Origin of the sequence: Streptomyces tatrensis, assembly GCF_049310065.1 — a bacterium.
In the GTDB taxonomy this organism is placed as follows: domain Bacteria; phylum Actinomycetota; class Actinomycetes; order Streptomycetales; family Streptomycetaceae; genus Streptomyces.
Genome location: NZ_JBMDLB010000007.1, coordinates 1,674,755 through 1,696,213 on the forward strand (window position 1 = coordinate 1,674,755; position 21,459 = coordinate 1,696,213).

The 21,459-nt window shown below is 74.3% G+C and carries 12 protein-coding genes; 7 read left to right on the forward strand and 5 right to left on the reverse strand.

What is annotated here, in order from left to right; translation table 11 throughout:
• Nucleotides 1-9: 9 nt before the first annotated feature.
• Nucleotides 10-4,731 carry a HEAT repeat domain-containing protein gene (locus tag ACODT5_RS11295; RefSeq protein WP_422519030.1) on the reverse strand — a complete coding sequence of 1,574 codons (4,722 nt, stop codon included), beginning with the start codon at nt 4,729-4,731 and terminating at the stop codon, nt 10-12.
• Nucleotides 4,732-4,870: 139 nt separating this feature from the next.
• A complete protein-coding gene (locus tag ACODT5_RS11300; protein ID WP_422519031.1) occupies nt 4,871-5,851 on the reverse strand; it encodes a helix-turn-helix domain-containing protein in 981 nt (326 codons plus the stop codon).
• 112 nt (nt 5,852-5,963) lie between these two features.
• Between ACODT5_RS11300 and ACODT5_RS11305 the strand changes: the two genes are divergently transcribed.
• Together ACODT5_RS11305 and ACODT5_RS11310 are read left to right on the forward strand one after the other, a co-directional pair.
• On the forward strand, nt 5,964-10,256 hold the full coding sequence (locus tag ACODT5_RS11305; protein ID WP_422519032.1) for a S8 family serine peptidase: 4,293 nt from the start codon (nt 5,964-5,966) through the stop codon (nt 10,254-10,256).
• A 143-nt stretch (nt 10,257-10,399) separates the two neighbouring features.
• Entirely contained in the window at nt 10,400-11,647 is a 1,248-nt protein-coding gene (locus tag ACODT5_RS11310; RefSeq protein ID WP_422519033.1) for an NAD(P)/FAD-dependent oxidoreductase, read from the forward strand.
• 14 nt (nt 11,648-11,661) lie between these two features.
• Here ACODT5_RS11310 and ACODT5_RS11315 read toward each other — a convergent pair whose 3' ends face one another.
• Complete coding sequence (locus tag ACODT5_RS11315; protein WP_422519034.1) at nt 11,662-12,864, reverse strand: sensor histidine kinase; 1,203 nt, start codon at nt 12,862-12,864, stop codon at nt 11,662-11,664.
• Nucleotides 12,861-13,517, reverse strand: coding sequence for a response regulator transcription factor (locus tag ACODT5_RS11320; RefSeq protein ID WP_422519035.1), 657 nt, complete (start codon nt 13,515-13,517; stop codon nt 12,861-12,863). The genes ACODT5_RS11315 and ACODT5_RS11320 overlap by 4 nt, the downstream gene beginning before the upstream one ends.
• A gap of 168 nt (nt 13,518-13,685) precedes the next feature.
• Here ACODT5_RS11320 and ACODT5_RS11325 point away from each other — a divergent pair, with 168 nt between their 5' ends.
• The 5 genes from ACODT5_RS11325 to ACODT5_RS11345 all read left to right on the forward strand — a co-directional run bounded on the left by ACODT5_RS11325 (nt 13,686) and on the right by ACODT5_RS11345 (nt 20,055).
• On the forward strand, nt 13,686-14,261 hold the full coding sequence (locus ACODT5_RS11325; RefSeq protein WP_422519036.1) for a hypothetical protein: 576 nt from the start codon (nt 13,686-13,688) through the stop codon (nt 14,259-14,261).
• Between the two features lie 2 nt (nt 14,262-14,263).
• A complete protein-coding gene (locus ACODT5_RS11330; RefSeq protein WP_422519037.1) occupies nt 14,264-15,463 on the forward strand; it encodes a peptidoglycan-binding protein in 1,200 nt (399 codons plus the stop codon).
• On the forward strand, nt 15,460-16,197 hold the full coding sequence (locus ACODT5_RS11335) for an ABC transporter ATP-binding protein (protein WP_422519038.1): 738 nt from the start codon (nt 15,460-15,462) through the stop codon (nt 16,195-16,197). The genes ACODT5_RS11330 and ACODT5_RS11335 overlap by 4 nt, the downstream gene beginning before the upstream one ends.
• Nucleotides 16,194-17,456, forward strand: a complete 1,263-nt coding sequence (locus ACODT5_RS11340) for an ABC transporter permease (RefSeq protein ID WP_422519039.1) — start codon at nt 16,194-16,196, stop codon at nt 17,454-17,456. The genes ACODT5_RS11335 and ACODT5_RS11340 overlap by 4 nt, the downstream gene beginning before the upstream one ends.
• A 100-nt stretch (nt 17,457-17,556) precedes the next feature.
• Nucleotides 17,557-20,055 carry a protein kinase domain-containing protein gene (locus ACODT5_RS11345; RefSeq protein ID WP_422519040.1) on the forward strand — a complete coding sequence of 833 codons (2,499 nt, stop codon included), beginning with the start codon at nt 17,557-17,559 and terminating at the stop codon, nt 20,053-20,055.
• A 252-nt stretch (nt 20,056-20,307) separates the two neighbouring features.
• Here the strand turns inward: ACODT5_RS11345 and ACODT5_RS11350 are convergent, their stop codons facing one another.
• The gene (locus tag ACODT5_RS11350; RefSeq protein WP_422519041.1) at nt 20,308-21,354 is read right to left on the reverse strand and encodes a M4 family metallopeptidase; all 1,047 of its coding nucleotides are present in this window, start codon (nt 21,352-21,354) and stop codon (nt 20,308-20,310) included.
• Nucleotides 21,355-21,459: the final 105 nt, after the last annotated feature.

Here is a 21,459-nt window from a genome sequence, read left to right on the forward strand (position 1 = left end):
GCACCCCGCCTAGTGGAGCGTGATCTGTTCGAGGATCTCCGAGTAGAGGGACCGCTTGTCGGGGCGGGCGTGGTCCGCGGCGTGTGTGAGTGCCTGGACCGCCCCTGCGCCCAGGGTGACGAGTCCTTCGGCCGCGGCCCTGCGGACGACGGGGTGCGGGTGTTCCAGCAGTCCCGTCACCGTGGGGATCGCGGGGACCCAGCCCGCGCGGCAGAGCGTACGGATCGCCGTGCGCACCAGGTCCGGCTGGGGGTCGTCCAGCAGGATCGACGTGTGGTGCAGGTGGGTCTGCCGGTCCAGCATGGCCCGCGAGGTGCGGTGGGCGTGCAGGCGGACCTTGGGCCTGGGGTGACGCAGCAACTCTCCGATCAGGTCCCGCAGGCCGGGGTCCTGGTCGGCGTCCGGGCCGGTGTGTCCCTCGGACAGTCGCGTGAGTGCTTGGCGTATCCGCACCGGGTCACCCGTACGGGCCAGGTCCAACAGCTCCTGCCGGGAACGGGGTTGCTGGGCTCCTGCCGACGCGGCCGGGCCACGGTCGCGGAGCGCTGCCAGCGCGGCGGCGTCCTGGTCCACGGCGTCCGGCCGGCGCAGCGGGCCTTCCACGAGGAGCAGGCAGTCCGCGAGGCCGTCGCGTCCTTCGGCTCGCAGCCGGCGGCAGGTCTCCGTGAGCGCGGGGGTGCGCAGCAGGGGACGCCCGCGCAGCAGGTCGAGGAACCCCCAGGTACCGGCGTGGAGGCGGTCCCCGAGGCGCTGCGCCAGTACGTCGGCGGGGACCCGGAACAGTGCCCGCCCGACGGCGGCCCTGTCGGACGGCGGGTCGTGTTCCCACCATTCCAGCAGCAGCGGGACCAGCGGTTGCAGGTCCCACGGCTCGAGTCGGCTTGCCGTGAGGGCGACCCTGTCGTGCTGGATGTCGTCCCCGCGCAGTTCCCTCTCGTCGATGGCGCTCAGTGCGCGGGCCAGGTCGTCGCCGACGGGTACGTCGATGCGGCCCCGTAGGAATGCTCGGAGCACGGGAAGCCGGCACTCGGGCTCGGGCCATTCCAGGAGTGCGAGGGCCGCGGTGTGCCGGCGGTCCTCGGCGGGTGCCCGCAACATGGCCAGCAGGCGGTCCCGCAGTGCGGTCGACCGGGGCTGGTCGAGGTCGTCGATGCGTACGGTCCTCGGCCGCGGCGCCGGCGTGCGGGCGGTTTCGGCGAGGGTCCAGGGTGGTGCGTCGAGGGGCTGGATGTCCGTCATCCAGTCGACGAGGGCGGCGCGGACCTCCGTGCCGGTCGAGGGGTATGCGTCGATCAGCGCGGCCAGGCGGTCCCGGGAGTCCGGGACGGTGCCGTCGTACTGCAGATCGGGCAGATCGGGCAGATCGGGCCGGCCTGGCCGGTCGCGTCGGCGGAGTTCCTCCAGGGCGCCCGGTGTGCGCACCGCGGCGTCCAGCGCGGCCCGCCACTCCTCGGCCTCGGCCGACGCCGTGGCCGACGCGGTGGTCGACGCAGTCGATGGCGTGGTGGCCTCAGGGGCCGGCGGAGGAGCGAAGGCGGCCCGCAGTACGGCGGTTTCGGCCTGCCCGGGGCTCGTCGCCAGCCGGGCCGAGGCCAGTGCGCGGTCGAGGTCGGCGCGGACCAGCACCGCGCCGAGGCTGCGGAGCAGCGTCAGTGTGGACGGGCTGTCCGAGGGGGCGCGGGGCAGTGCGCGTACCGCCTCGGCGACGCCCTGCCCCCCGGCCTCGGGCAGGCTCGGCGCGACCGCTTCGAGTACCGCCATGAGCCCGTGCCGGTCTTCCGCGGAGGCCTCGGCGAGGCCGTCGAGCAGGACTCCGGTGCACCGGGCGAAGGCCGTCAGTTCCTCGGGCGTCCGCGGTGCGGGGCAGAGCCGGAGCGTGAGCCGCAGGACGCGGGCCCGCCCTGCGGGTCCCTCCGTGGCGGCCAGGCCCAGCCAGTCCGGCAGCATGGGCCGGAGCTCCCGCAGCCGGGTGGGATGCGGCAGTTCGTGCCGGGCGGCGAGGCGCAGGGCGGTCGGCGCGTGCCAGCCCCGCGTCGCCAGCGAGCTGACGTCGAGGCCCGCTCCGGTGTCCACCGCCGACCGCGGTACGGCGGGTGGGGTGATCCCGTGCCGGGCCATGGCCGCCGACAGGTCCTCGGCCGTCCCGGAAGCGAAGCCGACCCGACCGGTCGCCACCAGCGCGAGCAGGGTCGGCGCGACCCGTGAGGCCTGGTCGTCCAGGGCGAGGACCGAGCGCGCGGGCAGCATGCCGTCGAGGCCTTCCAGCAGCAGTGCGCGGGCGCGGCCGTCCTCGGTGTGTTCGGCGGCTGCGAGGACGGTCGCCGGGTAGGCGTCGCCGAGGATCGCGCGCAGCGCTTCGACGAGCGTGCCGCGCAGCCCCGGATTGTCGTGGCGCCCGAGTTGGCGGAGCAGCTCCGGTACCGCCGCGGAGGTGCCCGCACCGACCAGGACCGCTGCGGCGGTCTTCTTGACGTTCATGTTCGGATGGCCGAGACATGCGGCGATCGCGCGGGAGGCCCAGCGGGCCCGCGCGTGACCGAGGGCGAGCAACGCCTGCCGGACGGTCTGGATGTCCTGGGCGGTCGTCAGCGTGATCAGCGTCGCCGACAGCGCCTGCGCGTCGTCCCCCGTGGCGTCCCGGGCGAGCAGCGCGATCACGTGCTTGCGCACGTGCCGGTCGCGGTGGCGCAGCAGGCGGTGCGCTCGCGCACGGGTGCCCGCGTAGGGGGCTCGGAGCAGGAGTTCGAGGAGGATCACCTGCTCGGCGTTCGACAGTCCGGGCCGCTCCAGCAGGTCCAGCGCCATGGTCGCGACGAGGGTGTGCCCCGCCTCCTGTGCGCTCCGCGCGTCGAGCAGGCAGGACGGCCTGATCCGGCCCCGCTCGTGGAGCCGGCGGCCCAGGCCGTGTACGGCGTCCAGGATCTCCTGGGGCACCACGGGCTCCCCGGCCGGCTGTCCGCCGTCGGGCCGCGGGGCGGCTGCGCCCGGCTCCCGGGGCGCCGCCAGCTCGGCCACGACGCGCAGCAGCAGGTCCGCGATCACCGGCAGCGTGCCGGGGCCGCCGTGGGCGGCCAGTCTGCACAGGGCCGCCACCGGCTGGTCCGGGTCCAGGTGGGAACTCAGCAGGGCCAGTTCCCGCTCGTCCGGCCCACCAAGGTCCGTCGCGATGCGCGCCGGCAGGTCGGCGGGATCGAGGCGCACGAGGAGGCCGCGCCGCTGCGCCGGATCGTCGGTCAGATGCCACAGCACCTCGAGGGCCCGGTTCCGCACCGCGCGCAGGTGCGGCGCGATCCCTCCCCCGGTCTCCTGCTCCTGCCCCTGGTCCGCGGCGAGACCGAGCCCTTCCCGCAGCGCCGTCCTCGTCCGGTGCCCGCCGATGGCCTCCAGAGCGTCCAGGGCCGCCGCGGGCGCCGATGGCAGGAGGGCGATCACCGCGTCCTCGGCATCCGCGTGGCGCACCGCGCGGATCGCGTCGAGGAACGGCCCCGGCACCCGGGCCTCGGGAAGGATCCGGGTGATCGCGGCCCCGATCGGAAGCTCCCCCGCTCCTTGTCCGGCCAGGGCGACCAGCAGCGCGAGCCGGCGCGGCCAGCTCGGATCGTCGGCGGGCGCGTCCACCAGGACGCGGAGCATCTCCTGTCGGCAGGTGAACAGGATCGTCGCGACCTCGTGGGGTGCGATCGTGTGGTCGGCCAGCGCCAGGCCGATGAGGGACGGGACGTGCGCACCGTCCGGGAAGTGTCCGCGCCGGTGGAGCGCGCGCAGGCAGGTCACCGCCGGACCGCCGAACAGCAGCGGGTCGCGCGCGGCGACGGCCGTCAACGCGCCGACGTCCCCGCGGTCGGCCAGCTCACCGAGCAGTTCCATCGCGCGCCGGCGAAGACCCGGCGGCAGGTCCGGATCGCCGATGACCTGCCGCAGCAGCCCGTGGTGTCCGTGCTGGGCCGCGGCCGCGAGTGCGGCACCGGCGGCCCCGGGCCGTGCGGTCACCGACCCCGCGGTGAGGAAGGGCGCGAGCCGCCCCGAGGGGAGGGGCTCCAAGGCCGCCCAGGGTTCGGCGAGTTCACCCAGGGCGGCGGTGACGACGTCCGCGCTGTCGGCGCCGAGCAGGCCGATCACATGTGCGCGGACCAGTACGGGAGCCAGCAGGCCGGCGTGCAGCCCCTCCCTGGCCAGCCGCAGCGCATCGGCCTGGAGCACCGGGTCGCCGCTGTCCGCCAGCTCCTTCACGAGGTGCTCGGGCCGGTGCGCGGAGCCGGCGGTCGTTTCCCGCACGGCCTGGTACAGCAGTTCACCCGGAGGCTCCCGACGGAGCACTGCCGGATCGTTCAGGAGCTCGGCGCGCAGCCAGGCGATCCGTACTCGTACCGGCAGCGCGGCCGTACGCCACGACGGCCGGTGGGACCCCCGGAGGTAGGGCCCCAGTCGTTCGTGGAGCCGTGCCAGGACGAGTGCCTCCTCCGGGGTCCCCGCCACCGATACCGGCAGCAGCCGGGCGAGTTCGGCCATCTCCTGCTCGTCGCCGGTCCGGCCCGCGGTGACGCGCTCGGACAGCAGGACCAGCCCCAGGTACCGCACGCGGGAATCCTCGTGCCGGACGAGGAGCCCGAAGACGGCCGGCGGGCAGAACTGCGCGTCGAGAAGGTCGGCGAGCCCGCCGACGTCGGCCCGACGCACCGCGTCGAGGAAGGACTGGTCCGCCGGAATCGTCGTGGTCGTCGCTGTCGTCACCGTCACCATCGGACTCTAACCGGGACGTTCCCGGCGCCACCAACGTGATTTCGGGCGCCGGCGCCGAGGCCGCACTACGACTCCGACTCCGACTCCGACTACGGCGGGCACGCAGACGACGCCCCCGAGCCCGGGGCGGTCAGATCCAGCCCCGCCGTGCCGCGATCGCTCCCGCCTGGAAGCGGTTCGCCGCGCCCAGTTGGTCGTGCAGGCGGCTCATGCGGCGGCGCATGGTCCGTACCGACCAGCCCAGCTGGCGGGCTATCGCCTCGTCCTTCAAGCCGCTGACCAGCAGGGCGAGCAACAGCCGGTCCTCCTCGCCGGGCTCCGCGGACTCCTCGCCGGGGCCCGCCGGCTCCGGCGGGGCGAGCAGCGGGGTCGCCAGGGTCCAGCACAGCCGCCAGTAGTCCGTCAGCGCGTCGAGCAGGGAGGACGGGCGGATCACCGCCGCCCGTACGTCCGTCAGGTCCAGCGACAGGGGCATCAGTGCCAGCGCGTCGTCCGCGATCGCCAGCTTGATGCGCAGGCCGGGCAGCACCCGCGCCTGCTCCCCCTGGGCCACCAGCCGCCGGATGTCGTCCAGTACGCCCGGCCATTCCAGCGCCTCCGGGGCGTACACCGCGCGGTACGTCAGCCCGCCGCGCATCGCCGTCTCCTCCACCGGGTTGGCGGTGGTCAGGGCGTAGGGCGGCCGGTCCAGGGTGCGGACCTGCTGCTTCGCCTCCTGCTGGAGCCGTACGAACCAACGGCCCAGCGCCTCCCGGCCGGAGACGATCTCGACCTCCTTGGCGTCGCCGCGCCGGGCTGCCTCGAAGAGTCCGGCCAGCTCGCCCGCGGCCGACCGTACCCGGCCCAGTTCCACGGTGCGCTCCTGGATCAGCGCCTCCACGGCATGCTGCGGGTCGATGGCCGCATAGCGCCGCCGGGGGCCGGACAGCCGCCCGACCAGCCCTCGGTCGTGCATCCGGTCGAGGGCCCGTGCCACCCGGTCCGCGGACGCGCCGAGCTCGCCCGCCAGCTCGGCGGGCGCGGCCGCCTGCCGGGCGAGCAGCGCGCGGTAGACCTGTTCGTCGAAGGCGTCGATCCCGACGGCTGCCAGTTCCTGGGACATGCGGGTCATCGTGGCCCACCTGTGCCAGCGGCAGCAATGGGCCACAGGGAATCGTTGCCCTATCCGGACCGGGCCGCATTAGGTACCGCCTATGGGTCACTCACACCGAAGAACTGCGCACATGGGCCTGGTGGCCGCGGTGCTCGGCGGACTGCTCGCCTCGGTCCCGCCGGCCGTAGCCGCCCCCGATTCCGATCCCGATCCCGCGAGCCGCGCCGCGCAACGGGTCATCGTCGAGTTCGAGGGCGCCGCGGGGCTGGAAGCCGCGGCCGGCTCCGCCGAGAACGCCAGGAACGCGAAGGCCGCCGAGGTGACGGCCGCCCGCAAGAACCTGACCGGCAGGCACGACGCGTTCCTGGCCGGGGCGAAGGGCGCCGGCATCAACGCCCGGTCCGTACGCCGGCACACGCTGCTGCTCAACGCCGTGGCCATGACCGTCGGCGCCGACGACCTGGCGAAGCTGCGGAAGCTGCCGGGCGTGAAATCCGTCAGCCCCGCCGGCACCTCGCGCGCCCTGGACACCGATGCCAACAGGGTCGTGGGCAATCCGGCCCTGTGGGCCCAGGAGGATCCCGAAGGCGTCAAGGTCACCGGCAAGGGCGTCACGGTCGCCGTGATCGACACCGGGGTCGACTACACCCACCCCGATCTGGGCGGCGGCTTCGGTGAGGGCCACAAGGTCGTCGGTGGCTGGGACTTCGTTGACAACGATGCCAACCCCATGGACGACAACGGCCACGGCACCCATGTCGCGGGCATCGTCGCGGGCAGGGCGGCCGCCGCCACAGGCGTCACCGGCGCCGCGCCGGACGCCGAACTGCTCGCGTACAAGGTGCTCGGCGCGAACGGCAGCGGCGACGACTCGGGCATCATCGCGGCCATCGAGGCGGCGGTGGACCCGGCCAATCCGCACCGCGCCGACATCATCAACATGAGTCTCGGCAACGCCGCGGGCACCGCGAGCGACCCGCTCTCCCGGGCCGCGTCCGCGGCCGTGGACGCCGGCGCCCTGGTCTTCGCCGCGGCCGGCAACTCCGGTCCCGGCTACTGGACCGTCGGCTCCCCGGCCGCCGCTCCCGGCGTCATCGCCGTCGGCGCCTCCACCAGCGGGATCCGGCTGCCCGTGCTCACGGTGGCGGGCGACACCCTGCAGAGCTACCGCGGCGGACGATCCGCGAACCCGCCGGCCGCGCCGGTGACCGCCGGGGTCGTCAGCATCGGCATGGGCACCGCGGAGGAGTGGGCGAAGGCGGGCGACGTCGGCGGCAAGGTCGTGCTGTACGCGATCCCGCCGGCCGTGAACCCGTACGACGTGTGGCCCGAGGAGCTGGAGACCTGGCGCGAGGCCGAACGCCGGGGCGCCGCCGCCCTGGTGGGCGGCGTCGGCGGCGGGGGCGGCGGCCCGGTCGTGTTCGGCGGCAAGAGCCGCGCGAACCCGCTCCAGCCGCAGCGCGAGCAGGCACCCGCCCGCACCGGGGCCGCCGCCCGGAGCGAGGTGCTGCTCGGCGCCACGCCCGCGGAGTCCGGCGACTCCCTGCGCCTGGACCGGCTGGTGGTGACCGGCGTGGACCACGAGACGGGGCAGCGGCTCGCCTCGCTGGCCGAGGCGGGCGGCGAGCTGGTGCTCGGCGGCCGCGACTCCACCGACGAGATGGCCTCGTTCTCCTCGCGCGGTCCGGACTCCGAACGGCTCGGCCTGAAGCCCGAGATCGTCGCCCCCGGCGTGGAGATCCTCTCCACGGTCCCCCGCGGCATCGAGCCCACGGGCTACCGGCGGATGTCCGGCACCTCGATGGCCTCGCCGCTCGCCGCGGGCTCCGCGGCGCTGCTGCGCCAGCTGCACCCGGACCGCCCCGCGGACCGGCTGCGCGCCGAGGTGATCGGTTCCGCCAAGCCGCTCGACGGCCCCGACCTGCAGGCGCAGGGCAGCGGCCGGCTCGACACCGCCGCGGCGGCCCGGACCGGGCTGTACGCCTCCCCCGCCACCGTCTCCTTCGGCCTGGCCCACATGGACCAGCGAGAGGTCACCGGCAGCCGCGAGGTCACCTTCCACAACACCGGCAGCGCGCCGGTCGGCGGCAAGGTGACCGTCACCGGCCCCGCCACCGTCACGCCGGACCACGTCGAGATCCCGGCGGGCGGCACCGCGAAGGTCACGCTGACCGTCGAGCGCGACCGGCCGGACATCACGGACTACGCCACCAACTACCTGAGCGGCCGCGTCACCCTCACCCCCGGGGAGGGCCGGGCGCTCACCGTCCCGTACCTCATGGCGGCGATCCCGCTGTACGTGGACCCGGCCGAGGACCCGTCCAACGACGGCTCCACCACCGTGTACGTCTACAGCCCGACGCCCCTCACCGGCCCGCCGGTACTGACGGTCACCCCGCCCAAGGGCAAGGCCTACACCAAGGCGACGGCGCCCACCTCGGACCCGTCCTACTACCGGGCCGATTTCACCGGGCTCGGCTCGGGCGTCCACACGATGACCGCCCGCGCCACCACCACCTCCGCCGCGTCCGGCACGTCCGCCGCGGTGCGCCAGTACGGTACGGGCGCCTTCGAGGTGACCCTCACGGCTTCCAAGGCCAGGAACTGGAAGGCCGCCGGCCCCAACAGCGCGGTGGGCACCACCCAGTTGGCCCCGGGCGCACCGGAGCAGGCCGTGATGACCCTGGGCACCCGCCCGGGCGCCTGGCTCACCACCGACGGCGGCAAGAACTGGCAGCAGCGCGGCCACACCCCGGTCAGCAACGCGCTGACCGAGCCCTCCCTGGTCATCGACTCCCGCGATCCGAGCCGCTGGTGGGAGGCCGTGGTCAGCGCGCACCCCTCCGCGTTCCCGCAGGGCGGCGCGCTGATGCGCACCGAGGACAGCGGCCGCAGCTGGGAGCGGATGGCCGGTCCGCCGGTCCCGATCACCGCGCTGAGCGCCGACGCACGCACGCGCGTACTCCTCGCCACGTCCGACTACACCGGCGAGCGGTTCGTCAGCCGGGACCGGGGTGCCACCTGGACGCCGGTCGACCTCACGGGGATCACCGGGTACGTCGCCAAGAGCGTGATCGGCGGGGACGACCTGTACCTCTGGGCCGGCCAGGCGATCTGGGTGATCCGCGACTTCGTCACCGGCTCCCCCAAGCCCGCGCAGAAGGTCTTCCAGGCCACGCCGCGCGTGCAGATCCTCGGCGGCTTCGACGCCGACGGCTCCCTGCTCGCCATCAAGGTGCAGGGCCAGAACTCGGGCCTGTACGTGAGCCGTGACGGCGGGCGCAGCGTGGAGAAGACCAGCCGCACCTTCAGCGGTCTGGTCGACGTCTCCGGCGGCGACATCTACCAGGACGACCTGACCGGCAACGGCGCCCTGAGCCGCGACGGCGGCCGTACGTGGACCACGGCGGCGCAGCCGGTGCCGGGTTCGGTGGTCTACGACTACGACCGCTGGGCCGACGGTTCCCACACGATCGGCTCCGGCGCCGCGGGCCTCTTCCGCTCCACCCGGGAGGGCGGCTACCGGCGGATCGGCGTCCAGGGCGAGTCCGTGCCGGCGCTGGCGACCTTCGGGGACCAGCTCCTCGCCGGGACCTCGGTCGGCACCTACCGCACCACGGTGCCCGCCGCGAGCCCCGAGTGGGGTGCGGCGGAGCGCGAGGGCACGACGGGTACCGGTGTCGTCGGTTTCCAGCCGTCCGCGGCCGACCCGAAGTCCGGTTGGCAGCTGGTCAATTACCTGTACGACCTGGTGCTGCAGAAGACCACGGACGCCGGCCGGACCTGGTCGGACGTCGCCCGGCGCGAGGCGAACGGGACGGCGTTCCTGGTCGACCCCGTGAACCCGGACCGGATGATGGTCTCGTACAAGGGATCCAGCACGGCCGGGCTCTCCACCACGACCGACGGCGGCGCCCACTGGAAGACCTTCGACCAGGGCCGCTACTACGACACCATCGTGGCCGATCCCGGCAAGCCGGGGCGGATCTGGTTCGGCGGCTGGTGGGGGCTGTCCTACTCGGACGACTTCGGGGCCACCATGACGCGGGTGTCCGAAGCCGAGGTGCACGCCATCGAGTTCACGGCGGGCGCCATGGTCACGGGCGGCCAGGCGATCCGGGTCAGCAAGGACGGCGGCAAGACCTTCACCAAGGCCGACACCGGCGCCCTGCGGATCAGCGTCTCCGACCTCCTCCGGGTCGGCGACACCCTCTACGCGGGCACCAACACCCGCTGGATGGACTTCACCCCCACCGGCGGGCGCGGCGTACTGCGCTCCACCGACGGCGGGATGAGCTGGCACAACATCTCCCGCTCGATGCCGAACAAGGACGTGCTGTCCCTGGCGGCCTCGCCCGACGGCCGGTACCTCTTCGCCGGCGTCGACCAGGGCGGCGTCCACCGCCTGGAGCTGGACGACTGAGGTCAGGCTCCGCGGAGTCCGGGCCGGCCCGGACTCCGCGGTCGGCGCGATCTTGACAAGTCTTCATGAGCATGACACCAGTGGAGGCCGCACCACACCCACTCCCGCCAGCGGCACCCCACCCCGAAGGGGGCGATCAGCGCATGCCCAGCCCTGAGAGCACGGAACACGACTACGACGTGGCCATCAGCGGAGCCGGCCTCGCAGGCAGCGCCGCGGCGATCCTGCTCGCCCGGCGCGGCGTCCGCGTCGCACTGCTGGAACGCCGCTCGGACCCCGAGGCGTACAAGGTGCTGTGCACCCACTCCATCACCGCCAACGCCCACCCGGTGCTGGACGAGCTCGGCCTCGTACCCGCCCTGGAGGAGACGGGAGCCCTGCACAACACGGCCCGCTGGTACACCCGTTGGGGATGGATCGAGCCGAAGTCGGCTCCGGGCGGGCCCGAGTTGCCCCACGGGTACAACGTCCGGCGCAGCACCCTCGACCCGTTGATCAGGTCCCGCGCGGAGCAGACCCCCGGCGTCGACCTGCTGCCCGGCCACCGCGTGACCGGGGTGGTCCGGGAAGCCGGGCGCACCGTCGGGGTCCGCGCGTCGACCCCGCACGGCGAACGCGAGGTCCGGGCCCGCCTGGTGGTCGGCGCCGACGGCAAGGACTCGTCCGTCGCGGAGCTCGCCGGGATGCGCACCTGGAAGCACGAGAACACGCGCTTCGGCTACCTCGCCCACTACCGCAACCTCCCGCTGCCCGACGGCATCGGCCAGACCTGGTTCCTCGAACCCGACATGGCCTACGCGTTCCCGAACGACGACGGGGTGACGGTCCTCGCCGTGCTCCCGGACAAGAAGCGGCTCCCGGCCTTCCGGGAGGACCTGGAGGGCAGCTTCTCCGCGTTCGTCCGCGCCCTGCCCGAAGCCCCGCCCATCGACTCCGCCGAGCGCGTTTCGAAGATCATCGGCACGGTCGACTACCCCCTCCTCAGCCGCAAGCCGACCGCACCCGGCATCGCGCTCATCGGCGACGCCGCCCTCACCGGCGACCCCCTGTGGGGCGTGGGGTGCGGGTGGGCCCTGCAGTCCGCGCAGTGGCTGGCCGAAGCGGTCGCCCCGGCCCTGACCGGGCGGGGCAGCCTCGACAGGTCCCTCTGGCGGTACAAGCAGCGGCACCAGTGGCGGCTTCGCGGTCACCAGCAGCTGGCCATCGACTTCGCCAAGGCCCGTCCGTTCAACCCCGTGGAGGAGCTCGTGTTCTCGGCGGCGGCCCGCGATGCGCGGATGGCGCGGCACATGCACCGGTTCGCGTCCCGCCTGATCGGCCCCGGGCGGTTCCTGAACCCCGTGGTGATGGCCAGGGCGGCGGTCATCAACATCAGACACCGCGAGGTCTGACGCGCTCGGCCGGATCAACCCGATCGGTCCGCGCCGCCGTTGCGGCCGGGTAGCAGGACGCGGACCGTGAGTCCCCCGCCCGCGCGGGGCGTGGCCACGACCTCGCCGTGGTGCGTGGCGGTGATCGCCTGGACCACGGCGAGCCCGAGCCCGAACCCACTGCCGCGCTCCCGGCCCCGGCCCCGGTGGAACGGCGCGAACAGGGCGGGAACCTCCTCCGGCGGCAGGACGGGGCCGGTGTTGGAGACCTCCAGGAACACCGCGGCACCCGCGGCCCCGGTCGTGATCACGGCGGTGCCGTCGCGGTGGTTGTGGCGTACCGCGTTGGCCAGCAGGTTGAGCGCGATCTGCCGGAGCAGTGCGGGATCCCCGTCCAGCGGCGCGGGCGCCACGTCGAGCGTGACCCGGACCCCGCAGTCACCGGCCTCCTCGGCCAGCTCCTGCGCCGCTGCCCGGGCGGCGTCCGCCAGGTCCGCCGGCCGCAGCGCCAGCGCGGCGGTCTCCGCGCGCGCCAGGGTCAGCAGGGCCGTGATCAGCCGCTCGATCCGTGCGTTGGCGTCCAGCGCGCGCAGGACCGAGGGCCGCAGGTCGTCCGGGACCCGGCCCCGGGCCAGGGGAATCTCCAGCGCGGTGCGCAGTACGGTCAGCGGGGTGCGCAGCTCGTGCGAGGCGTGCGCGGTGAAGCTGCGCTGGGCCGTGAAGCTGCGGTCGAGCCGGTCCAGCATGGCGTCGAAGGTGTCGCCGAGTTCGCGGATCTCGTCGTACGGACCGTCCAGCGCGAGCCGCTCGTCCAGGCTGCTGCCGGTGCTGATCCGCCGTGCGGCCGCGGTCACCTGGTGGAGCCGGCGCAGGGAGCGGTTGCCCGCCCACCAGGCCAGCAGGGCGGCGAGCGCCGTGAAGACGGTGAGCAGCAGCACGGAGCGGGTCAGCAGGTCGCCCAGGATGGCGTTCTGGAAGTGGTCGAAGGCCCGGGCCGGGGTCGTGAGCACGGCCTCGGTGGAGCCCGGGGGCAGGTCGGCGGGCGCCGGGTCGGGGAGCGGTGGCTCCGGGGTCCCGGCGGCGGCCCGCGTGATGAGGTCTCGGTTGGCTTCGATGAGCTGGCGCGAGCTGAGCCAGTTCAGCGCCAGCACCCCGCAGCCGAGTACGGCGAAGACGGCCGTGGTCACCAGGGTCAGCCGGCCGCGCAGGGGCAGGCGGCCGGGGCCGGGGCGGCTCACAGCCGGTATCCGTAGCCGGTGTCGTGCACGATGAGCGGCGGGTCGCCGATCTTGCGGCGCAGCGCGTGCACGGTGACCCGGACCGCCGTGGTGGCCGGGTCGAGCCCCGTGTCCCACAGCCGCTCCCGCAGTTCCTCGGTGGTGACCGGGGCGCCGTCCGCGGCCAGCAGCAGTTCCAGGACGCCCAGTTCCTTCGGCGTCAGGTGCAGCGGGCGGCCGTCGCGTTCGGCGACGCGGCGCACCGTGTCGAGGCTGATTCCGTGCCGGCTGAGCACGACGTCGGCCCGGCCGGCCGCGGAGCGGCGGCCGAGCGCGCGCAGCCGGGCGACGAGCTCCAGGTAGGAGAAGGGCTTGGTCATGTAGTCGTCGGCGCCCTGCCCGAGGCCGTCGACGAGGTCGGACAGGGTGTCCGCGGCGGTGAGCATCAGGATCCGGGCGGGATGGCCCATCGCGACGAGCGCGCGGCACACGGCATCGCCGCCCAGTCCGGGCAGGTCCCGGTCCAGGATCACCACGTCGTAGTCGGCCTCGCCGGTCCGACGCAGCGCCTCCAGGCCGTCGTGGGCGAGGTCGCAGAGCATCCCCTCGTCGTGGAGCCCCTCGGCGAGCATCACCGCCAGTTCCCGCTCGTCTTCGACAATCAGCACCCGCATCGCGTCCCGCTCCGTTCGCCCGTGCCGCCGCTTCCCCGCGGGCCGGCGCCGGGGACCAGCCTGCCCGCAGGCGGGTTAGCCGGTGGTTAGGCGCGCGATCACCGGTGGCTCACCGCGCGGACCGTAGAACTTGGGCGTTCACCGGCAACGCCACAGGGAGTGTGGGACATGCGAAGCTCATCCGCCGCGATACGCGAACGGTCCGTACGAGGTCTACGGAGCCTGCGCGCACTGCCCGCCGCGGCCTCCGCGGCCTCGGCGGCGGCGGTCCTGGCCCTGGCCGGCTGCTCGGCAGCCACCCCGGCGCCCGAGGTCGCCGGGGGCGGGGGCGGGGGGCAGGTCAAGCCGCAGGACGACAACGCGGTCCGCCGGGCCTGGGTGGACTGCATGCACAAGCAGGGGCAGACGAGCGTCGAGCAGGACAAGGACGGCAACATCGGCTTCCCGGCGGCGAGCACGGACTCCGGCATGCCGTCCGGGTACGAGACGGCCGCCCGGCTGTGCGACGAGAAGGTGCCGGGCATCCACCAGGTCCAGCGGGCCGACAGCGCCAAGTTCACGGAGATGGCCCGCAAGTGGGTCGAATGCGCGCGCAAGAACGGCTACCCCGACATGCCGGACCCGGACCCCGAGGAGGGCACGGTCGTCGTCCCGCGCGCCCTGTTCGACGCGGCCAAGTGGGATGCCGCTTCGAGTGCCTGCGAAGCCCGGTTCCCGCTGCCCGGCTACCGGATCGGTGAGTGAGCGTGACCCGCACCGTGGAACCCACAGGAACCGAAGCACCCGAAGCACCCGCAGGACCCGTAGGACCCCTCGCCGAGGAGGGCGGCCGGACGGGCGGGAAGAAGCGCCGCAGGGTGCTCGTCCCGCTGCTGCTGGTCGCCGTGGTGGCCGGGGCCGGGACCGCCGCCGTCGCCCGCCCGTGGGACCGCGGCACCGGGGGGACCGAGCGGGAGGGCGTGGAGTACGGCCTCGCCCCGGTGGAACAGGGCTCGCTGTCCAGCAGCATCCAGCTCACCGGCTCGCTCGTGTACGACGCGCCCACCCCCGTCGTCGCTTCCGGCAGGGGCACCCTCACGGGGCTCCCGGCCGTCGGCGCCGTCGTCAGGACCGGGCAGAAGCTCTACGAGGTGGACGGACAGCCGGTGGTGCTGATGGTCGGCGACCGCCCGATGTGGCGCGACCTGGGCCCTGGTGTTCCCGCCGGCCCCGACGTGGAGCAGCTCGAGCGCAACCTGCTCCGGCTCGGCCACGCCAAGGGACTCGGCCTGACCGCCGACCGGAGGTTCACCCCGGACACCGCCACCGCCGTGAAGCGCTGGCAGAAGTCCCTGGGTCTGAAGGAGACCGGCTCGGTACCCCTGGGCTCCGTGACCATGCTGCCGCAGGAGTCCGTACGCGTGCAGCAGGTCGGCGCGCAGCTCGGCGCGGCCCTGGGCGGTTCCCCGGTCATGACCGTCACCCGCGAGGACCTCGTGGTCACCGCGAAGCCCGCCGAGAACCAGCTCTCCCGGTTCAAGCCGGACGGGCGGGTCCGGATCAAGCTGGCCGACGGCTCCGCCGTCGAGGGACACATCCGTTCGCTGATCCGCGGCTCCGGCTCCGGCTCCGGCGGGGAGGACGGGTCCGGCGGACCGGGCGGCGGCTCCGGCGAGGGCCCGGGTGGAGCCAGGACCACCGTGACGATCGTGCTGGACGGCCAGGACCAGGCCCGACGGGCGGGGCAGTCCGCCGTGACCGTCGCCGTGGTGGGCGACACCGCCGAGCACGCGCTCATCGTTCCGGTCACCGCGCTGCTCGCCCTGGACGGCGGCGGCTACGGCGTGCGGGTCTCCGACGGACCCACCCCACGGCTGGTCAAGGTCCGGCTCGGCCTGATCGCCGACGCCAAGGCGCAGATCACCGGCGACGTGCGGCCCGGCGCGCACGTGGTGGTCCCCAAGTGACGGCTCCCCCGGCGGCGAACGCCGCACCCGTCCTGGAGTTGTCCGCCGTCGTCAAGGAGTATCCGGGCGCGCCCGGCGCGCCCCCGCTGCGTATCCTGCACGACATCGACCTCACCGTCGAAGCCGGTGAACTCCTCGCCGTCGTCGGGCCGTCCGGCTCCGGCAAGTCCACCCTCCTCGCCCTGCTCGGCTCGCTCGACCGCGCCACCTCGGGCCGGCTCCGCTTCGAGGGCCGCGATCTGGCCGGTCTGTCCGACCGGGAGCTGGCCGCGCTGCGGGCGCACCGGATCGGTTTCGTGTTCCAGCAGTTCTTCCTGCTGTCCGGACTCACCACCGTCGAGAACGTCGCGACCGGGTTGCTGTACGCAGGGTCGCCGGTCTCCGAGCGGCGCGCCCGGGCCGTCGAAGCGCTGCGGTCCGTGGGTCTCGGGCACCGGCTGGACCACCGTCCCGACCAGCTCTCCGGCGGCGAGAAGCAGCGCGTGGCGATCGCCCGCGCGCTGATCGGCCGCCCGGCGCTGCTGCTCGCCGACGAGCCCACCGGAGCACTGGACAGTGTTTCCGGCGCCTCCGTGGTCGAGCTGCTGCGCACCCTGAACGCGGACGGCACCACGGTGGTGGTCATCACTCACGACCGTGCGCTGGCCTCCTCGTTCCCCCGGCGGGTCGGCATCCAGGACGGCCGCATCGAGTTCGACGAACGTCTCCCGGAGCCTGCGGGAGCCCGTCGATGAAGGGCCGCACGGTGGAGAGCCGCATGGTGGACAGCCGCATGGTGGACAGCCGGCCGATGAAGGGCCGTCCGATGAAGGCACCTCGTACCCGGCTGCGCCCCATGGACCTGCTGCGCCTGGGCATGATCGGGCCGCGTACCCGCACCATGCGTACCGCACTGTCCGCGCTCGGCATCTCGCTGGGCATCGCCGCCGTGGTCGCGGTCACCGGCATCTCGAACTCCAACCAGCAGCACCTGCTGGCACGGCTGGACCAGCTCGGCTCCAACCTGATCACCGTGGCCCCCGGCAAGGGGCCCGACCAGCAGCCGGTGCCGCTCCCGCTCACCGCGGAGAAGATGCTCTCCGCCATCGCACCCGTGCAGCGGACCACCGCCACCGGGGCCACCAAGGCCCAGGTGTACCGCAACGACCTGGTGCCGGTGCAGCAGACCGGCAGCCTGACCGTGCTGGCCGCGCGCCTCAACCTGCTGGAGGTGCTGCGCGCCGAACTGCACGGCGGCCGGTGGCTGGACGCCGCGAGCGAGAACCTCCCGGTGACCGTCCTCGGCGGCCAGGCCGCTCAGCGCCTCGGCGTCACCGGACCGGGCGAGCGGGTGTGGCTGGGCGGACAGTGGTACCAGGTCCTCGGCATCCTCGCCCCGAACGAACTCGCCCCGGAACTGGGCACCGCGGCCCTGGTCGGCTGGCCCCGGGCGGTCGCCCACCTGGGGGCCGACGGGAGCGCCGCGACCGTCTACCTGCGGTCGTACTCCGAACGCGTGCCCCAGGTCCAGTCGGTGGCCGCGGCCAGTGCGAACCCCGGCAGCCCGACCATGGTCGCGGTGAGCCGGCCCTCCGACCTCCTCCTGGCCCGCACCGAGACGGAGAACAGCCTCACCGCACTCGTACTCGCCCTGGCCGGCGTGGCGTTGCTGGTGGGCGGCGTCGGAATCGCCAACACCATGGTCGTCGGCGTGATGGAACGCCGCGGCGAGATCGGGCTGCGCCGCGCCCTGGGTGCCCGGGGCGGCCAGATCTCGGCGCAGTTCCTGCTGGAGGCCGTGCTGATGGGCTTCATCGGCGGGATGGGCGGACTGGTCCTCGGCGGCCTCACCGTGTACGGCTACGCACTGGTCCAGGGCTGGCCGGCGGCCATCCCGCTCCACACCCTGGTCGCCGGACCCTCGGTCTCGGTGGTGGTGGCCGCGCTCGCCGGGCTCTATCCGGCGCTGCGGGCCGCCCGGGCCTCCCCGACGGACGCTCTGCGCTCGGCGTGACGCCCGCGGTTCGGCGGGGGCCCGTGGCCTTCGCCTCGTGACGGCGCAGGTCCGGGATAGGGTGCCGCCGACGGACGTACTCGGGTGGGCGGGGCGGGACATGACACTGCGGGACGGGGATCCGCGCGCGATCGGCGGGTATGTCCTGATCGCCCGGCTGGGTTCCGGCGGGATGGGGACGGTGTACTCGGGGCGGGCCGCTTCGGGGCGGCTCGTCGCGGTGAAGCTGGTGCACCAGCAGTTCGCGGACGACCCGGAGTTCCGGACCCGGTTCCGGCAGGAGGTGGCGGCCGCCCGGCGGGTGAGCGGGGCCTTCACCGCCGCGGTGGTGGATGCCGACCCGGACGCGGAGCGGCCCTGGATGGCCACCCAACTGGTGCCGGGGTGGACCCTGGGCGCGCGGGTGAAGTCGGACGGGCCGCTGCGCGGCAGCGCGCTGCGCGTGCTCGCGCTGGGGCTGGTGGAGGCGCTGCGCGAGCTGCACACCACCGGGGTGATCCACCGCGACCTGAAGCCCAACAACGTCATGCTGACCGACGACGGGCCGCGGGTCATCGACTTCGGGATCTCCCGGGCGGCGGGCCAGCAGACGCTGACCTCGACGGGGCAGATCCTGGGGACTCCGCCGTACATGTCGCCGGAGCAGCTGTCGGCTCCGGCGCGGGTGCGGGCCTCCTCGGACGTGTTCTCGCTGGGGTCGGTGCTGGCGTTCGCGGCGACCGGGCGGGGGCCCTTCGACGCGGAGTCCCACTACATGACGGCCTACCGCGTGGTCTCGGAGGCCCCGGACATCGCGGGGCTGGCCGATTCGCTACGGGCCGTGGTCGGGGCGTGCCTGGCCAAGGAGGCGGCCGCCCGGCCGGGACCGGACGAGCTGTTGGCCGCGCTGGCGCGGATCCCGGCGGCCGACTGGGAGAACCCGCTCCGCGAGGACGGGGACCCGGGCGGGGAGGACCGTAAACCCCTCGGAGCCGGGACCTGGACCGGCTCGCGGGCCGGCGCCGGAGCGGAGCCGACGGCCGGTGCCGGCGCGCATGCGGACCCACGGGCAGACGCGGACGGCACCGGGGGCCCTGCGGGCCCGACCGCCCCGTCCCGGGAAGGGGCGGACGGGGCCGAGGACGTCGAAGGACTGCCCACCCGGCCGTCGGGGCCGCCGACCGGCCCCGCCGGGGACCTGGCGGGCCTGCGGCCCCGGCGGATGTCCGGGCCGCGCAGACGCACCCTGCTCACCGGGGTGCTCGTGGCTTCGCTGCTGGTCGGCGGCGGCTACTTCCTGGGGTTCGCCCCGCGGGTCGGCGGTACTCGGGACGACACCAAGGCCCCCGCGTCGTCCACCGGGCCCTCCGTGACCCCCGGCTCCTCCGGCGCCGCCACGCGTACGCCCTCCCGGCCGACGGCCACCGGGACCCTCGCCCCGTACCTGGCCACCGAAGGCGGCAGCCCGGGCGGCAGCCGCGCCTACGCGGACTCCCCCGCCCGGCGCCCGGCCGGGTGGAAGGCCTGGGACGGCGGGGCGGACATGGGTGCCTGCGTGTACGCGGACTCCTCGCTGGTGTGCACCGACAGGGGCTCTTCGGGCGACGGCCTCAGCCGCTTCGACGCGGCGACCGGCGAGATGCTGTGGGGGCAGCTGCTGGAGGACGTCGTGGACGGGCAGGCCCCGCTGGTGGTCCCCGGAACGGCCGCGGGAACCCACACGGTGATCGTGCCCGGCAGCAAGGGGTTCACCGCGCTGGACCTCGACGAGGGCATCCCCCGCTGGGAGTTCCCCACCAAGGAGAAGCTGAAGCGGGCGGTCCTGGACCAGGCCGGCAGCCGGGTGTTCGCGGTCTCCGCGTCCGGCACGGTCACCGCCCTGGAGACCCGGTACGGGAAGCTCCTGTGGCAGCAGGAGGTGTCGGGCTCCGAGGACGGCTACCCGGCGCTGCGGGTCGACGGGGACCGGGTGTACGTACAAGGGCGCACCCAGAAGGCCGACATGGGGTTCCAGACCTTCGTGACCGCCCTCGACGGGGCCACGGGCAAGAAGCAGCCGTTCGGGACCCCCCAGGACGGCACCCGCTTCGCGATGCCCGGGACCTGCGAGACCCGCGGACTGACGCTGGCCAGGGACTTGTACGAGGCGACCGTCTTCCTGTGCAGCAAGGAGAACGGGGCGGGCGTACTGCGCGGCGAGCCGTCCCAGCAGCGGAGCGCCGACCTGCCGTACGCCGGAACCACCCTGTCCGGGCCCGCCGCGGCCGGCGACAAGGTGTACCTGATGGCGACCGCCTCGGGCGGCGAACCGGGCTTCATGGAGCTCAACCAGGAGTCCGGCGGCGCCGTGTGGCGGATTCCGCTGGCGAAGGAGTGCACCGACCCGGAGCGCCCGGAGGCCGCGAACGCGGTGGTGGTGACCGACGGGCTGGCGTACGTACGGTGCCGCACCTCGGGCGTGGTCATCGACCTGGCCTCCCGCAAGCAGACGGCCCGGTTCACCGTCCCGGGCGGCGTCCGCCCCGGGACGGACGGCCCGTCCGGCTTCCTGGTGGTGGGCGGCATCGTCTTCACCCCGACCGCCAAGGGCTGGTCCTCCGTCGAACCCACCCCGGTATAGGGCCCGTTCCATGCCCGAAGCAGAAGACGTACGGCAGGCCTGGCGCCGGGTGACCGCCTGGATCGAGCAGCACGCCCCCGACGTGTCCGCCGGCCTCGGCGGCCCGGGGAGCCGGGCTGCCATCGGCGCAGCCGGGGCCGCGTCCCCGCGGCCATCCGTGAGGCCTACGAAGCCTCACGGTGAGCCGGGTCGCCCCGCGCCGGGAGCGGCACGGGGCGAGGCGGTACCCGGGGCGCGGTTCCCCGAGACCCTCTAGTCGATGCCGGGGATCTGGCGGGCCTTGAACGCCGTTCGGACCGCGTCCGCGGCGCTCGCGCCGTACATGCTGCGGGCGGTGGCGATCGTGGCGAGCGCCGCGTCCCGGAAGCTGGTGTCGGGGGCGAAGTCGAACTGTGCGTTGACGATGATGCGGTCGGCCGTCCTCGCGCCCAGGGCCCCGCGGATGTCGAGGAGGGCGCGGGACCAGATCTCGCCGTCCGCGTGCACCTCGCCGGTGCGGTCCGCGTAGACCTTGGTCCCGTCGATGCGGCGCAGGCAGTGCGGGGCCGCGCTGTAGCCGACCGAGTCCCAGTCGGCCACGCACGCGGGGTCCGTCCCGCGCGGCCAGCCGCGGGTGGCGGCGGCGTGGTCGCCGACCGAGACGGCCAGGTAGTCGCCGAAGGCCTCGCCTATCGACCCGGCCTCCGGGGAGGTGCCGAAGCCGGGGACCTGCGCGTGGTGCACCGCGTGCCCGTACTCGTGGACGATGACCTCCGCGTCCTCGGCGTCGTCGACGCCGCCCTTGCCGAAGCGGATCTCGGGCTTCTTGTCGGTGAAGAAGGAGTTGTCGGCGCCCCACTGGTTGATGCGGACGGACTGGGGGCGGTCGTTGACCCCGGGCAGTTCGCTGCCGAAGCCGAGGCCTTGCAGGTACTCCTGCGCCTCGTTGACCCAGAAGTAGGCCATGACCTGCTCGAACTGGTCGTCGGCGCGGGTGTAGCGGGCGGCGTCCGCGGCGGCCGCGGGTGCGCCGGTCTCCGACCGGATGTACGCCCACCGGCCGGAAAGGCCGCCACTGCCGTCCAGGTTGCGGAGCGCGACCGAGGCGTAGGCGGAGTCGGGTACGGCGCCGGCCGAGTCCTTGGCGTCGACGAGCGTCTGGTCACCGGTGGACTGAACGGGGTTGACCATGAAGACGCGGCCCTGGGGCAGGCCGGGCGCGGGCGCCGAGGCCTCGGCCGCGGCCGGTACGGCCAGGCCGAGCAGGGTCAGGGACGCGATCACGGCAGCGGTACGGCCGCGGGAGGTACGGCGGGGCATGGACATCCTCCTGTGAGGGACGTGTGGTGCCGGAAGAACGTGCGCGGTGAGGTGCGGACGCGATCTTTGCTCAACATGCCCGCGTTTGACCAGCCCCGGAGCGAA